The organism is Pseudomonas sp. FSL L8-0168 (assembly GCF_037976155.1).
Taxonomy (GTDB): Bacteria; Pseudomonadota; Gammaproteobacteria; order Pseudomonadales; family Pseudomonadaceae; genus Aquipseudomonas; species Aquipseudomonas paracarnis.
This window is the reverse complement of sequence record NZ_CP150262.1, coordinates 1,917,232-1,932,187: the sequence shown is the minus strand read 5'-3', so window position 1 is coordinate 1,932,187 and position 14,956 is coordinate 1,917,232. Positions and strand designations below refer to the sequence as shown.

Sequence of the window (14,956 nt, the reverse complement as noted above, 5' to 3'; positions counted from 1 at the left end):
TCCTTTGTGACGGCTGCTTCTGTGGCGCGCCATCATTACCCCAATCGAATATTCAAACTCTGTGCATCACCCGTGCGCGCAGCACTGATCAGTTGCTGCTTGGCGCTGGCATTCAGCGGGTTCAACCAGCTCACCACCGTATGGCTGCGGCCCAGGCGCAAGGCTTCGCAGGTTAGCTGCTGGGCACTTTGCGCGCCGCGTGGTTGCAGCAACAGGATACGCTCACGGTTGAGCCCAGCGTCCCGCAGCCAGGCCTGGGTGAGGCTGGCGGGCGGGGCGATCAGTGTCAGCCAGCGGGCGTCCTGATCTTCGCTCAATTCGCGCAGGATAGGTGCCAGCAGGTTCAGGCAGCTCTCAGCCGCACCGCGCAACGACAGTTCACTGAACGCCTCAGGTTCGCCGCCCCAGGGGGCTTCGACCGTTTCCTTGAGGATTGGCGCAAGGGGCTGGGCCATGAAGGCCTCGAACAGCGACAGTTGTGTATGTTGTGGGGTGTGCACGAGCTGCATGATGCCTCCTTTAGCGGCGAATGACGCCGACACTCAAGCCTTCGATCACCAGGTCCTGGTCTTTCAGGTTGACTTCGATCGGGGCAAACTCAGGGTTTTCGGCCAGGAGCCAGACCTTGCTGCCTTCGCGCTTGAAGCGTTTGACCGTGACCTCGTCGCCGATACGGGCCACGACGATCTGGCCATTGCGGGCTTCGCGGGTGGTATGCACGGCCAGCAGGTCGCCGTCGAAGATACCCACGTCCTTCATGCTCATGCCGTGCACACGCAACAGGTAGTCGGCGCGAGGGTGGAAGAAGGTCGGGTTGATGTTGCAGGATTCCTCGACGTGCTGCTGCGCCAGGATCGGCGCACCTGCGGCGACGCGACCGATGATCGGCAATGTCGACTCGTCGGCCTTGGCTTCGAAGCCAGGGATGCGAATACCTCGCGAAGCACCCGGGGTCATCTCGATCGCACCTTTGCGAGCGAGGGCCTTGAGGTGTTCCTCGGCGGCGTTCGGGGACTTGAACCCCAGTTCCAGGGCAATCTCCGCACGGGTAGGCGGGTAACCATTGTCATCAAGGCAGCGCTTGATAAAAGCCAGAATCTCAGCTTGGCGTGGCGTCAGTTTTAGCATGTTGATCGCTCTGTCTTTTTATACAGTGACTGGGATTATATACAGTGAACTGCGCTTGGCAATCATCCTTTTTAGTGGCCCCGCTGGACGGTCATCCGTCAACCGTCCTACAGAGCAGAAGCGGCGCAGCCTACACAGCTGCAAGGATGTGATTAAATAGCGATGAATCAGATGACTGACCAGCCGCAAAGCGGACCCGCAGGCTTGACAAGACACACTCTGAAACGTATGTTTCAAACAAGTGTTTGTCAGGCGGAGTAGCCATGGCCCAGTCGGAAACCGTTGAACGCATTCTCGATGCTGCCGAGCAATTGTTCGCGGAAAAAGGATTTGCTGAAACTTCATTGCGCCTGATCACCAGCAAGGCTGGGGTCAACCTGGCCGCTGTGAATTACCACTTCGGCTCGAAAAAGGCCCTGATCCAGGCGGTGTTCTCACGCTTTCTGGGCCCGTTCTGCACAAGCCTCGACCGTGAGCTGGAACGCCGCCAGGCCAAGGCCGATCACAAGCCGAGCCTGGAAGAGCTGCTGGAAATCCTCGTGGAGCAAGCGTTGGTCGTGCAGCCTCGCAGCGGCAACGACCTGTCGATCTTCATGCGCCTGCTGGGCCTGGCGTTCAGCCAGAGCCAGGGCCACTTGCGCCGCTACCTGGAAGACATGTACGGCAAGGTGTTCCGCCGCTATATGCTGTTGGTCAACGAAGCGGCCCCGCGTATTCCACCTATCGAGCTGTTCTGGCGTGTGCATTTCATGCTCGGTGCCGCAGCTTTCAGCATGTCGGGTATCAAGGCGCTGCGGGCAATTGCCGAGACCGATTTCGGTGTGAACACGTCCATCGAGCAAGTCATGCGCCTGATGGTGCCGTTCCTTGCCGCTGGCATGCGCGCCGAAACCGGCGTCAGCGACCCGGCCATGGCCGCCGCCCAGTTGCGCCCACGCAGCAAAACCGTACCGGTCGCCGCCAAGGTTTGATCGCTGCGGGTGGGCGCGGCCGCTTGCATCCGCTAAGCTAGCCGCCATGCCGATTTCAGCTATTTATTCGCAACCCGTCGTCCTTGCCGTGCCTGGCAAGGACGACGGGTTGTGTGCGTTATTTAAGGAAGGTTTATGACTGCTGCCCTGCAAGGTTCTTTGATGGTCGACGTCGCCGGTACCTGGCTCACGGCCGAGGATCGTCATCTGTTGCGCCAACCGGAAGTGGGCGGCCTGATTATTTTTGCGCGCAATATCGAGCACCCGCGCCAGGTTCGCGAGTTGAGCGCCGCGATTCGTGCAGTGCGCCCGGACTTGCTGTTGGCCGTGGACCAGGAGGGCGGTCGCGTGCAGCGTCTGCGCCAAGGCTTCGTGCGCCTGCCGGCCATGCGTGCGCTGGCGGATAACCCCAACGCTGAATACCTGGCCGAACAGTGCGGCTGGATCATGGCCACCGAGGTGCTGGCGGTGGGCCTGGACCTGAGTTTTGCCCCCGTGCTGGACCTCGACTACCAACGCAGCGCCGTGGTCGGTACCCGTGCTTTCGAAGGCGACCCCGAGCGCGCTGCCGTGCTCGCGGGTGCCTTTATCCGTGGCATGAACAGCGCCGGTATGGCCGCCACCGGCAAGCACTTCCCTGGCCATGGGTGGGCCGAGGCCGATTCCCACGTCGCCATTCCCAATGATGAACGCAGCCTGGAGCAGATTCGCGCCAATGACCTGGTGCCTTTCGCACGCCTGAGCAAGCAATTGGCCGCCGTGATGCCGGCGCACGTCATCTACCCGCAGGTCGATGCCCAGCCTGCTGGTTTTTCGCGCCGCTGGTTGCAGGACATCCTGCGCGGTGAGTTGCAGTTTGACGGGGTAATCTTCAGCGATGACCTGTCCATGGCCGGCGCCCATGTGGTCGGCGATGCGGCCAGCCGTATCGAAGCGGCGCTGACCGCCGGTTGTGACATGGGCTTGGTGTGCAATGACCGTGCGGCGGCCGAGCTGGCGCTCAGTGCAGCACAGCGGATGAAGGTCACGCCATCGGCGCGGATTGCGCGTATGCGTGGGCAGGCGGTTGCCTCGACGGACTATAAGCAGGACCCGCGTTGGCTGACAGCGCTTACTGCGTTGCGCGATGCGCAGTTGATCGACTGAAAACCGAAGCGCGGCCATCGCAGGCAAGCCAGCTCCCACATTTTGATTTGTGAATACAGTCAGGTGTGGGAGCGGGCTTGCTCGCGAAGGCGGCCGAACAGTCAGCGCTTTTCTTGCTTATTGGGCAACGGCGCAAACAACGCTTCAATCTCCTCATTGCCCAACTGCCAATCCCCCGTGGTTCGCCCATCCAGCACGCCCGCAGCCAGATCGGACTTCTCCTTCTGCAAGTGCTGGATTTTCTCCTCTACCGTGCCCCGGGCAATCATCTTGTACACGAACACCGGCTTTTCCTGCCCGATGCGGTATGCACGGTCGGTGGCCTGGTTTTCCGTGGCTGGGTTCCACCAGGGGTCGTAGTGGATAACCGTGTCGGCTTCGGTCAGGTTCAAGCCCACGCCGCCAGCCTTGAGACTGATTAAAAAGATCTGCAACTTACCGCTCTGGAAATCCTTCACCGGTGTACGTCGATCCCGGGTCTGGCCGGTCAGCAGGGCGTAGGCAATGCCGCGCTTTTTCAGTTCGGCCTCGATCAGGCTCAGCATCGAGGTGAACTGTGAGAACAGCAGGATCCGGCGGCCTTCAGCAAACAGCTCGTCGAGCATGTCCATCAGGCTGTCGAGCTTGCCCGAGCTGCTGCCACGGGCGGGCAGGGTGGCGTCGTTGACAAGGCGCAAGTCGCAGCACACCTGGCGCAGTTTGAGCAGGGCTTCGAGGATGATGATCTGGCTGCGAGCCACGCCCTTGCGGGTGATCTCGTCGCGGACCTTTTTATCCATGGCCAGGCGCATGGTTTCGTACACGTCGCGCTGGGCCTCGTTGAGGTCGACCCAGTGGATGATTTCGGTTTTGGGTGGCAGTTCGGTTGCCACTTGTTCCTTGGTGCGGCGTAGCAGAAAGGGTTTGATCCGACCGTTGAGGTGCTGCAATCGCACCTCGCTGGCACGCTTTTCAATCGGCACGCGGTAATCACGGTTGAAGCTCTTCACGTCGCCCAGCCAACCCGGCAACAGGAAGTGGAACAGCGACCACAGTTCACCCAGGTGGTTTTCCAATGGCGTGCCGCTCAGGCACAGGCGCTGGCGTGCATTCAGCTCGCGTGCGGCCTGGGCCGCCTTGCTGGACGGGTTCTTGATGTACTGCGCTTCATCCAGGATCAAGACGTGCAAGGGCAGGGCGGCGAGCTGTTCAATGTCCTTGGGCAGCAGGGCGTAGGTGGTCAGCAGCAGGTCGTAGTCATTCAGGTTGGCGAAATGTTTCTTACGCCCCGCGCCATAAAGTGCCTGCACTCTCAACTGCGGGGTGAAGTGCGCGGCTTCATCGAGCCAGTTCGGGATCAGGCTGGTAGGCATCACGACCATGCACGGCCGATCAAGGCGCCCTGCGTTTTTTTCGGTGAGGATGTGCGCCAGGGTCTGCAAGGTTTTGCCCAGGCCCATGTCATCCGCGAGTATCCCGCCCACCTCGAGTTGGCGCAGCGACTGCATCCAGCTCAGACCTTCCAGCTGGTAGGGGCGCAAGGTCGCATTCAGGCCTTCGGGCGCCACGCAGGTGAAATCCTTGATATCGCGCAGGCGCTGGGCGAAGTTGCGGATCTTCTCGCCGCCTTCCCATTGCAGTGGCAGGTCTTCCAGCGGGTTGAGGCGTATGGCGTCGGCCTTGGCCAGGCGCAGCGCGGTGGTGCCGGCTTCCTGCAGGTAAAACTCGCCGAGGGTCGCCAGTACCGGCTTCAAGCGGCCGTAGGGCAGCGCCACTTGCAGCGGGCCGTGGCCGTTGGGCAGGCCGGGGATGTTCACCAGGATCAGCTCTTCATCGCGGCGCCGCGCCAGTTTCTCCGGGTTGAGGATCTCGGTGTGGGAGCGCATCAGGTTCAGCAGGATCGGCAGCAGGCTCAAACGTTCGCCGTTGACGATGATGCCCAGCTCCAGGTCAAACCAATCGCGTTCCGGCCCTTCATCGACCGTGGCATACCAGTCATCGACGGGGCTGAGGTCAAAGCCGAAGTCTTCATCGATCTGCAGCTCCCAGCCCTCGGCACGCAAAGTGGGCGACACATTGAGGGTGAAGTTCAGCCAGGCACTGTCATTGACCATTTCGAAGAGCTCGCCGGCGCTTTCCGGCAGGGCCTTGCTCTGGCGCGTGGCGATCTTGAAGCCAAGCAGGCGCAAGTATTCGCGATAGGCCTGTTCTTGCTCGGGATGGCGCTTGATCCGCAGGCTCTGCGTCTCTTGGCGCACAATGATGTCAGCATTTTTTTGCCCGCTGACATAGTTGCCCAGGTAGTTGAACGACAACGCCGCACGGTGCTGGATATAGCGCTGCATCTTGCCGTTGCGCGGTTCGAACGCGCTGAACTCCACGCTGGCCAGCCACAGGCGTGGCACCGGCTGCACGTCGTCCATCACCACTTGCGGCAGGACCACGCGGTTATCGAGCACCGCCTGGAGCTTCTCCAGCAGTTGCGCATCCTGAGCCGCTGCCGGGTAGGCCAGGGTTTCCTGGACCTTGAGCAGCACCGCCGCGATGTGTTTGCAGTTGGTGTGCACCGGGCACGTGCAGCGGCTGTCCACCAGGATCAGCAGGCCCTTGGCCGATTCGCGCAGTGAGATGGTCTGGCGGTAAACATTACCGCCCGAGCCTTCGCAACTGGCGGTGATGGTGCTGTCGCCGCACTCGACGATGCGCACGCGGTTCTCCAGGGCGTAGCGTCGCCCGCGCTCGAGGCTTTGCTCTTTGAAGCGATTGGCCCACGAAAGGGCCAGGGGTTTGGTCAACGACGACGTCAGGGGCATGGCGCGCAATCAGTCCTGAAGGTCGGGCGGTGGTGCGCTGGGTGGCTTGACGGTCAGCGAGGTGATCTTGATCAGCAGCGCCAGGTGGCCGCCGTCCAGGTAGTTGAGCTGGTTGTTCTTGGTGCGCACGTCTTTCTGACTCAAGTGCTCGCTGGCGATCACGCTGCCGTTGCCGTCGAACTGGTTGATCCAGAAGTCCGCGTCGATATCGGTAAAGCGCCCCAGTTGCAGGCTCAGCACCCCTTCGATAGGGAACTGGCCGAATTGCTCCTGGCCGTCGGTGATCGCCACCTTCACCGCTTGCTCGCCCAGGTTCTGCTCCCAGGCCTTGTGGGCGAGCACCGTGTAGTTGGCGTCGGCGCGCAGCTTGTCGACGATATTGCCCAGGCGCGGCGGGCTCATCCGCTCACCCAGGCGCGGCGCGCCCGCATCCCAGTTTTCCGGGGCGGCGCGGCTGTTGATCACTGGTTCTGCATTCTGGCGCACCAGGATCATTTCCACCTGATACAGGCTGTCGGCAAAGGCCGAAGGTGCGAGTACCACCAACAACAGGCTCAAAATGCGGAACACGCGCATGGGGGCGTCCTTAAACGGATTTCGGAATGAGGCGTTCAAACAGCGCCTCCAAAGTGTTGAAGCGTTCTTCGGCGCGTTCCATCGGCACCATGAACTTGAACAGCGTAGCCCCTTCGAACTTGTAGCGGTTGGGCTGGCCCTGGATCAGCTTGATCAGCACCAACGGGTCGACCGGCGTCTGCGCTTCGAATTCGATACGCCCGCCTTGCGGCCCGGCGTCGACTTTCTTGATGCCCAACTGCTCGGCCTGCAACTTGAGCAGGGTCAGGCGCACCAGGTTCTTGGTCGGTTCCGGCAGCAGGCCGAAACGGTCGATCATCTCTACCTGCAAGTCCTTGAGGCCTTCTTCGTCGGCCGCCGAGGCAATGCGCTTGTACAGGATCAACCGTGCATGCACATCCGGCAGGTAGTCTTCGGGAATCAACGCCGGCAAGCGCAGGTTGATCTCCGGGCCGCCGCCCAAGGGTTGGTCGAGGTTCGGTTGTTCGCCTTTGCGGATGGCTTTTACCGCGCGTTCGAGCATCTCCATATACAGCGTGAAACCCACCGCCTGGATCTGCCCGCTCTGGCCGTCGCCGAGCAATTCACCGGCACCCCGGATTTCCAGGTCATTGGTGGCCAATACAAAGCCGGCCCCGAGGTCCTGGGTATTGGCGATCGCTTCCAGGCGTTTTTCCGCATCGGAAGTGATCTGCTGGCGCGGCGGTGTGAGCAGGTAGGCATAGGCCTGGTGGTGACTGCGCCCGACGCGACCGCGCAATTGGTGCAGCTGCGCCAGGCCGAACTTGTCGGCACGCTCGATGATGATGGTGTTGGCGCTCGGCACGTCGATGCCGGTCTCGATGATGGTCGAGGCGATCAGCACGTTGAAGCGCTTGTGGTAGAAGTCGCTCATCACTTGTTCGAGTTCACGCTCGCGCATCTGCCCGTGGCCGATAGCGATACGGGCCTCAGGTACCAGTTCGGCGAGGTCGGCGGCGCATTTCTCGATGGTCTTTACGTCGTTGTGCAGGTAATACACCTGGCCGCCGCGCAGCAGTTCGCGCAGCAGGGCTTCCTTGACCGTGCTCTTGTTCTGCTCCATCACAAAGGTGCGCACCGACAAACGACGCGCCGGTGGCGTGGCGATGATCGACAGGTCGCGCATGCCCGACACCGCCATGTTCAGCGTGCGCGGAATTGGCGTGGCGGTGAGGGTGAGGATGTCGACTTCACTGCGCAGGGCCTTGAGCTGTTCTTTCTGGCGCACGCCAAAGCGGTGTTCTTCGTCGATGATCACCAGGCCCAGGTTCTTGATCTTCACATCGTCCGACAGCAGCTTGTGAGTACCGATGACGATGTCGATCTTGCCCTCGGCCAGGTCGGCAACGGCGGCGTTCACTTCCTTGGCGGACTTGAAGCGGCTCATCACCTCCACGGTCACGGGCCAGTCGGCAAAGCGGTCGCGGAAACTGTTGTAGTGCTGCTGGGCGAGCAGGGTGGTCGGCACCAGGATCGCCACCTGGCGACCGCCGTGTACCGCAATAAAGGCTGCACGCATGGCCACTTCGGTCTTGCCGAAGCCCACGTCGCCGCACACCAGGCGGTCCATCGGCTTGGGCGCGAGCATGTCGGCGCGCACCGCTTCGATGGTGGTTTGCTGGTCCGGGGTTTCTTCGAACGCGAAGCCAGCGCTGAAGGTGGCGTAATCGGCTTTGGGGTCAGCGAAGGCATAACCTTCGCGGGCAGCACGGCGGGCATAGATGTCGAGCAGTTCGGCGGCCACGTCGCGCACCTGTTCGGCGGCCTTGCGCTTGGCTTTCTGCCAGGTCTCGGAGCCCAATCGATGCAACGGCGCCAAGGCGTCGTCGCTGCCGGTGTAGCGGGCGATCAGGTGCAGGTTGGCCACCGGCACGTAGAGCTTGGCGCCCTCGGCGTATTCCAGGGTGAGGAATTCGGCGGCCTGGTTGTCGATCTCCAGGGTCTGCAAGCCCAGGTAGCGGCCCACGCCATGGTCGATATGCACCACCGGCGCGCCTTCGCGCAGCTCGGTGAGGTTCTTGATCACCGCGTCGTTGTTGGCATCGGCGCGTTTTTCCCGGCGACGGCGTTGCATCACGCGCTGGCCGAACAGCGGGCTTTCGGCGATCAAGGCCAGCGCCGGGTCATCCAACCGCAGCCCTTCGTCCAGCGGCGCGATGGTGATCGCCAGGCGCTCTTTGCTGGCGACAAAGTCAGGCCAGCTGTCGACGGTTTTTGGTCGCAGCTTCAGGCGTTCCAACAGCTCCAGCAGCACTTCGCGACGCCCGGCGGATTCGGCGGTAAACAGCACGCGGCCCGGGAAGTCGCCGAGGAAGTTCGACAGCGCCTCCAGCGGTTGCGTGGCTTTGGCCTGGATCGCCAAATCGGGCAACGCGCTCGCCGGGAAACGCTCGCGGCCACTGCCGGCGTCCACGTCCTGCTGGCTGGCTACTACACGCGGCCAGTTTTTCAGGCGCGCGAAGCAGTCTTCAACTGGCAGGAACAGTTCAGCGGGCGGCAATAAAGGCCGGGATGGATCGACGCGACGTTCTTCGTAGCGGTTGCGCACATCGTTCCAGAAGTTTTCCGCCGCCTGTTCGATACCCGGCAGCGAGAACACCTGGGTGTCCTGGGGCAGGTAGTCGAAGAGGGTGGAGGTCTCGTCGAAGAACAACGGCAGGTAGTACTCGATACCGGCAGGTGTAATCCCGCTGCTCAAGTCCTGGAAGATCGGGCAGCGACGGAAATCCACATCGAAGCGCTCACGAAAGCGCGCCTTGAAGCGTGTTACCGCGTCTTTTTGCAGCGGAAACTCCCGCGCCGGCAGCAGCTTGATCGAGTCGACCTTGTCGATAGAACGCTGGTTCTCCGGGTCGAAGGTGCGCAGCGTCTCGATTTCGTCATCGAACAGGTCGATGCGGTACGGCAACTTGCTGCCCATCGGGAACAGGTCGATCAAGGCGCCGCGCACCGCAAACTCACCGTGCTCGTACACCGTGTCGACGCAGCGGTAGCCGCTGGCTTCCAGGCGCGTGCGCATCTGCTCGACGTCGAGCTTCTGGCCTACGTCCAGCACCAGGCTGCTGCCGAGCAGGAACTTGGTCGGCGCCAGGCGGTGCAGGGCGGTGGTGATCGGCACCACCAGCACGCCGTGGGCCAGTTCCGGCAAGCGGTACAGGCTGGCGATGCGCTGGGAGATGATGTCCTGGTGCGGCGAGAACAGATCGTAAGGCAGGGTTTCCCAGTCGGGAAAATGCAGCACCGGCAAATCCGGGGCGAAGAAGCTCAGCTCCTGCTCCAACCGTTCGGCACTTTGGCTGTCGGCGGTGAGCAGCAGGGTAAAGCGCTTGGCTGCGCTGGCAGCCTCGGCAATGGCCAGGCTCAGGGCGGCACCGGGCAGGTTGCCCCAGTGCTGTTTACCTGCCGCGGCAGGGAGTAACGGTAGACGCAGAACGGGCACGGAAGGTTGAGCTCCAAGCGTTGCGACAAAGTCGGTAATTGTAACGGCCCCAGGTGCCGCCTGTCAGTTGCTGACTGTGCCTATTACGGTTTGCAGGAAATGTAGTGGCTAAGACAAACAATGGCGGGTTTTGACTCAATATGTAGTGCCAAAATGCGCGAATGTTTAGGAGAGTTACGGACAAGTCGGCCTGCTCACCAAACTAGTGGCCTTCTGGAACCCGCGTATTTCCTGGGCTGTAGCGCGGTGGTATTTTTTTGCAAGGGCTTTTTGTTGCCCTTCGCGCATTGCTCAACGCTCAGTCGGGCGACATAATGTAGCCCCTTTTTTCTGCCCCTACATGTGGAAGGTTCCCGTGACTCAGAAGCCCGACCAGTGTCTTGGTGAATGGATCGACCGTGAAGCACTCGCTGAAGCGATGATTCCGCTTATCGGTCAGCTGTACCGCAATAACAATGTGGTGAGCTCGATCTATGGCCGCAGCCTGATCAACCAGTCTGTCATCGCGATTCTCAAAGCTCACCGCTTTGCGCGCCATCGCTCCGCCGACGACAGCGAACTCTCCGTCCACGAAACATTCCCGCTGCTCAAAGCCATGAGCGAGCTCAAGCTCGGCGCGGCTTCGGTAGACCTGGGCAAGTTGGCCTACAAATTCCGCAAAGAAGGCGCTGGCCGCACCGCCGAGCAGTTCGTGCGTGAAGAAATGGCCGATGTGGTTGGCCAGCAAAACGCTGCCGCCCGTAAAGGCACCGACGTGGTGCTGTACGGCTTTGGCCGTATCGGCCGCCTGCTGGCGCGCATCCTGATCGAAAAGACCGGTGGCGGCGACGGCCTGCGCCTGCGTGCCATCGTGGTGCGCAAAGGCGCCGAGAACGACCTGACCAAGCGCGCCAGCCTGCTGCGTCGCGACTCGGTACACGGCTCGTTCAACGGCACCATCACCATTGACGAAGAAAACAACACCATCACCGCCAACGGTAACCTGATCCAGGTGATCTACGCGAAGAACCCGACCGAGGTGGATTACACCCAGTACGGCATCCAGAACGCCCTGCTGGTGGACAACACCGGCGTATGGCGTGATGCCGAGGGCCTGGGCCAGCACCTGGCTTGCCCGGGTGTTGACCGCGTTGTGCTGACCGCGCCTGGCAAAGGCAAGCTCAAGAACATCGTGCACGGCATCAACCACGCTGAAATCACCGCTGACGACAAGATCGTGTCCGCCGCGTCCTGCACCACCAACGCCATCGTGCCGGTGCTCAAGGCGGTGAATGACAAGTTCGGCATCGTTAACGGCCACGTTGAAACCGTTCACTCGTACACCAACGACCAGAACCTGATCGACAACTTCCACAAGGGCGATCGCCGTGGCCGTAGCGCCGCGTTGAACATGGTAATCACCGAGACCGGTGCTGCCACCGCTGCTGCCAAGGCGCTGCCTGAACTGGCCGGCAAGCTGACCGGTAACGCGATCCGCGTACCGACGCCGAACGTGTCGATGGCCATTCTCAACCTCAACCTTGAGAAAGCCGCCACCCGCGAAGAGATGAACGAGTACCTGCGCTACATGGCGCTGCACTCCGACCTGCATAAGCAGATCGACTTCGTCAATTCTCAGGAAGTGGTCTCCACCGACTTCGTTGGCTCGCGCCACGCCGGTGTGGTGGACGCCGAAGCGACCATCACCCAGGACAACCGTGTTGTGCTGTACGTGTGGTACGACAACGAGTTCGGCTACAGCTGCCAGGTGGTTCGCGTGATGGAAGACATGGCTGGGGTCAACCCGCCTGCGTTTCCGCGCTAAGCCTGTGCGCTGAATGAGAAAGCCCCGACTGGTTCGGGGCTTTTTTATGCCTGTGGTTTTTGTGGTGCCTGGGAAGGCCTTATCGCAGGCAAGCCAGTTCCCATAGTTGAACTGCATTTACCTGTGGGAGCTGGCTTGCCTGCGATGACGATGGAACCGTCAACGCCGCCATCACTTGAGTAGCGTGTTGCGCAAACTGCCCGACAGCCCTTTGGGCCCGAGCCAGATACCCAGGTAGGCCTTCGCTAATTCAGCGTCCGGGCTGTTGAACACCACCTGGCCATTAATCTCCAGATTCAACCCGCGCCCCGGACGAAAATCCAGGGCATAGCGATCACCGCTGCGAATATCCCGAAAGCGCGCGTGCAGCCTGGCTATCTCTGGGTTCAACCCGGCATTGGCTTGCTGGCGCTCCAAGGTGACGGTGGCCGCCTTGATCACATCATCGCGATCAATGTCGCGAAAGTAATACAGCGCCAGGCGCACAGCCTTCTGCTGGTCCCAAGCCTGCTTTGCCGGCAGGTCAGCGGGTGCATACAGCGCCGCGGCATACACATCCGCCCAGAGATAGTTGAACACCGCCTGGTTTTTCAGGGCCAGCCCCGCAACCTTTGCGGGGAAGCTTGCCTGCTTGAGCCGCTGTGCATCGTTGGCGTACGCCGTGAGCGACACCATCAGCATCAAACAGAAAAATAGTTGTCGCATAATGGCTCATCCTGAATTCGGCGCTGGTTTGCGTCCTGTAGTATGGCAACACTGGCCTACGACGCGACCAAGGGTTAATGTTCGCGGCGCTCGGCCTTCTATAGACTGTGCCCCGGTTCACACACTTGAGCCAAATTGTCCTTCATGCACGCTGGCCGCGGCATGATTTAGCCCGGCGTCCAACCGTACGCCTGGCCTGTTCTGAGGAGTACGCATGGCTGTCTACAACTACGACGTGGTGGTACTGGGTTCCGGCCCAGCTGGAGAAGGTGCGGCGATGAACGCTGCCAAAGCAGGGCGCAAGGTGGCGATGGTCGATAGCCGTCGCCAGGTCGGCGGTAACTGCACCCACCTGGGTACCATCCCGTCCAAGGCATTGCGTCACTCGGTACGGCAGATCATGCAGTTCAATACCAATCCGATGTTTCGGGCCATTGGTGAGCCGCGCTGGTTCTCCTTCCCGGACGTACTGAAAAGCGCTGAAAAAGTCATCTCCAAGCAAGTCGCCTCGCGTACCGGCTACTACGCCCGTAACCGCGTCGACCTGTTCTTCGGCACCGGCAGTTTTGCCGATGAGCAAACCGTCGAAGTGGTCTGCGCCAATGGTGTGGTCGAGAAGCTGGTGGCCAAGCACATCATCATCGCCACCGGTTCGCGCCCGTATCGCCCGGCGGACATCGATTTCCACCACCCGCGTATCTACGATAGCGACACCATCCTGAGCCTGGGCCATACCCCGCGCAAACTGATCATCTACGGCGCCGGCGTGATCGGCTGTGAATACGCCTCGATCTTCAGTGGCCTGGGGGTACTGGTCGAGCTGGTGGACAACCGCGACCAGTTGCTCAGCTTCCTCGACTCGGAAATCTCCCAGGCGTTGAGCTACCACTTCAGCAACAACAACATCACCGTGCGCCATAACGAAGAGTACGAGCGGGTCGAAGGCCTGGACAACGGTGTGATCCTGCACCTCAAGTCCGGCAAGAAGATCAAGGCCGACGCCTTGCTGTGGTGCAACGGCCGTACCGGCAACACCGACAAGCTGGGTATGGAAAATATTGGGGTCAAGGTCAACAGCCGTGGCCAGATCGAAGTGGATGAGAACTACCGCACCTGCGTGCCGAACATCTACGGCGCCGGTGACGTGATCGGCTGGCCAAGCCTGGCCAGTGCCGCCCATGACCAGGGCCGCTCGGCCGCTGGCAGCATTGTCGACAACGGCAGCTGGCGCTACGTGAACGACGTGCCGACCGGGATCTACACGATTCCCGAGATCAGCTCGATCGGCAAGAACGAGCACGAACTGACCAAGGCCAAGGTGCCTTACGAAGTGGGCAAGGCGTTCTTCAAGAGCATGGCGCGTGCGCAGATTGCCGGTGAGCCGCAAGGCATGCTGAAAATCCTGTTCCACCGCGAAACCCTGGAAGTACTCGGCGTGCATTGCTTCGGCTACCAGGCCTCGGAGATCGTGCACATCGGCCAGGCGATCATGAACCAGCCAGGTGAGCAAAATACCCTCAAGTATTTCGTCAACACCACCTTCAACTACCCGACCATGGCCGAAGCCTATCGGGTAGCGGCCTACGACGGCCTCAACCGGCTTTTTTGAGCGGCTCCGGCCGGTGGCCTGAGCCGGCCGGGGAGACCGATTTCAGTAATTCTCGAGGGTGGCAGTGGCCAAACCGGGAAAGTCTGTAATCAGGCTATCTACGCCGAAGTCGGCGAGCCTGCGCATCAGCGCAGGTTCGTTGACTGTCCACACGGACACATGCAAGCCCTGGCGCTGGGCTTTTTCCAGCCGCTCGGGGGTGCACAGCGTCCAGTTCAATGCCAAATACTCACAGCCGTAGTTCTGCGCGACCTTCAGCGGGTCGAGCCAGGCGTATTCAGCGACCAGGCCGCGTGGCAGGTCCGGGGTGAGTTCCACGGCGGCCTTGAGCACTTCCCGCGAACTTGACGTCACCGTGACCTTGTCCATCAAGCCAAAGCGCACAGCCATTTCGCGAATCGCCAGCACAGTGGTGGCGGCACGGGTACGCGAGGCGCTTTTGACTTCCAGTTGCCAGTGATCGAAGTCGCACTGTTCGAACAGCTCCTCCAGACGTGGAATCGGGCAGGGGCTTACCCAGCCTGGGCCGCCTTTGCGTGCGTCCATCTTCACCAGGTCAGCCGCCGAGTACTCGACGACCTTGCCGCGCCGGTCGGTGGTGCGCTTGAGGGTCGGGTCGTGGATGACCATCAACTCGCCGTCCATGGACAGGTGCAAGTCCAGTTCGCAGCGGCGTACGCCGTGCTTGAGGCATTCCTGAAAGCTGGTCAGGGTGTTTTCCGGTGCTTCGCCTTTGGCACCGCGGTGGCCGTAAATCAGGGTCAC

The 14,956-nt window shown here is 61.2% G+C and carries 11 protein-coding genes; 4 read left to right on the top strand and 7 right to left on the bottom strand.

Annotation, left to right across the window (positions count from 1 at the left end; all coding sequences use genetic code 11):
• Positions 1–35: 35 nt before the first annotated feature.
• Both sulA and lexA read right to left on the bottom strand, forming a co-directional pair.
• Positions 36–509, bottom strand: coding sequence for an SOS-induced cell division inhibitor SulA (gene sulA / locus MHH62_RS08270; RefSeq protein ID WP_005786162.1), 474 nt, complete (start codon positions 507–509; stop codon positions 36–38).
• A 10-nt stretch (positions 510–519) separates the two neighbouring features.
• Entirely contained in the window at positions 520–1,128 is a 609-nt protein-coding gene (gene lexA / locus MHH62_RS08265) for a transcriptional repressor LexA (RefSeq protein WP_003172575.1), read from the bottom strand.
• Between the two features lie 263 nt (positions 1,129–1,391).
• Here lexA and MHH62_RS08260 point away from each other — a divergent pair, with 263 nt between their 5' ends.
• Together MHH62_RS08260 and nagZ are read left to right on the top strand one after the other, a co-directional pair.
• Positions 1,392–2,099: a TetR/AcrR family transcriptional regulator gene (locus MHH62_RS08260; RefSeq protein WP_014717512.1), complete on the top strand. Its 708-nt coding sequence runs from the start codon at positions 1,392–1,394 to the stop codon at positions 2,097–2,099.
• A 135-nt stretch (positions 2,100–2,234) separates the two neighbouring features.
• Positions 2,235–3,245 carry a beta-N-acetylhexosaminidase gene (gene nagZ, locus MHH62_RS08255; protein WP_019818244.1) on the top strand — a complete coding sequence of 337 codons (1,011 nt, stop codon included), beginning with the start codon at positions 2,235–2,237 and terminating at the stop codon, positions 3,243–3,245.
• A 101-nt stretch (positions 3,246–3,346) separates the two neighbouring features.
• Here the strand turns inward: nagZ and MHH62_RS08250 are convergent, their stop codons facing one another.
• The 3 genes from MHH62_RS08250 to mfd are packed head-to-tail and all read right to left on the bottom strand — an operon-like array spanning position 3,347 to position 10,073.
• A complete protein-coding gene (locus MHH62_RS08250; protein ID WP_339232815.1) occupies positions 3,347–6,037 on the bottom strand; it encodes a DEAD/DEAH box helicase in 2,691 nt (896 codons plus the stop codon).
• 9 nt (positions 6,038–6,046) lie between these two features.
• Positions 6,047–6,613 carry a CsiV family protein gene (locus tag MHH62_RS08245; RefSeq protein ID WP_339232814.1) on the bottom strand — a complete coding sequence of 189 codons (567 nt, stop codon included), beginning with the start codon at positions 6,611–6,613 and terminating at the stop codon, positions 6,047–6,049.
• A 10-nt stretch (positions 6,614–6,623) separates the two neighbouring features.
• Complete coding sequence (mfd, locus tag MHH62_RS08240) at positions 6,624–10,073, bottom strand: transcription-repair coupling factor (RefSeq protein ID WP_003189666.1); 3,450 nt, start codon at positions 10,071–10,073, stop codon at positions 6,624–6,626.
• A gap of 340 nt (positions 10,074–10,413) precedes the next feature.
• Here mfd and MHH62_RS08235 point away from each other — a divergent pair, with 340 nt between their 5' ends.
• Positions 10,414–11,877 (top strand): glyceraldehyde-3-phosphate dehydrogenase, encoded by a 1,464-nt coding sequence (locus MHH62_RS08235; RefSeq protein WP_032873405.1) that lies wholly within the window; start codon positions 10,414–10,416, stop codon positions 11,875–11,877.
• Positions 11,878–12,048: 171 nt separating this feature from the next.
• Here the strand turns inward: MHH62_RS08235 and MHH62_RS08230 are convergent, their stop codons facing one another.
• A complete protein-coding gene (locus MHH62_RS08230) occupies positions 12,049–12,582 on the bottom strand; it encodes a chalcone isomerase family protein (protein WP_103452046.1) in 534 nt (177 codons plus the stop codon).
• 214 nt (positions 12,583–12,796) lie between these two features.
• On the opposite strand from MHH62_RS08230, the gene sthA reads away from it, so the two are divergent.
• Positions 12,797–14,191 carry a Si-specific NAD(P)(+) transhydrogenase gene (gene sthA / locus MHH62_RS08225; RefSeq protein WP_003189670.1) on the top strand — a complete coding sequence of 465 codons (1,395 nt, stop codon included), beginning with the start codon at positions 12,797–12,799 and terminating at the stop codon, positions 14,189–14,191.
• A gap of 42 nt (positions 14,192–14,233) precedes the next feature.
• On the opposite strand, the gene MHH62_RS08220 is transcribed toward sthA, so the two are convergent.
• A complete protein-coding gene (locus MHH62_RS08220; RefSeq protein WP_339232813.1) occupies positions 14,234–14,956 on the bottom strand; it encodes a glycerophosphodiester phosphodiesterase family protein in 723 nt (240 codons plus the stop codon).

What these genes read in the sequence shown, in the direction of transcription:
- nagZ (WP_019818244.1), top strand. Translation starts at nt 2,235, where the DNA reads ATGACTGCTGCCCTGCAAGGTTCTTTGATGGTCGACGTCGCCGGTACC.
- sthA (WP_003189670.1), top strand. Translation starts at nt 12,797, where the DNA reads ATGGCTGTCTACAACTACGACGTGGTGGTACTGGGTTCCGGCCCAGCT.
- MHH62_RS08235 (WP_032873405.1), top strand. Translation starts at nt 10,414, where the DNA reads ATGTGGAAGGTTCCCGTGACTCAGAAGCCCGACCAGTGTCTTGGTGAA.
- MHH62_RS08230 (WP_103452046.1), bottom strand. Translation starts at nt 12,582, where the DNA reads ATGCGACAACTATTTTTCTGTTTGATGCTGATGGTGTCGCTCACGGCG.
- MHH62_RS08245 (WP_339232814.1), bottom strand. Translation starts at nt 6,613, where the DNA reads ATGCGCGTGTTCCGCATTTTGAGCCTGTTGTTGGTGGTACTCGCACCT.
- sulA (WP_005786162.1), bottom strand. Translation starts at nt 509, where the DNA reads ATGCAGCTCGTGCACACCCCACAACATACACAACTGTCGCTGTTCGAG.
- MHH62_RS08260 (WP_014717512.1), top strand. Translation starts at nt 1,392, where the DNA reads ATGGCCCAGTCGGAAACCGTTGAACGCATTCTCGATGCTGCCGAGCAA.
- MHH62_RS08250 (WP_339232815.1), bottom strand. Translation starts at nt 6,037, where the DNA reads ATGCCCCTGACGTCGTCGTTGACCAAACCCCTGGCCCTTTCGTGGGCC.
- lexA (WP_003172575.1), bottom strand. Translation starts at nt 1,128, where the DNA reads ATGCTAAAACTGACGCCACGCCAAGCTGAGATTCTGGCTTTTATCAAG.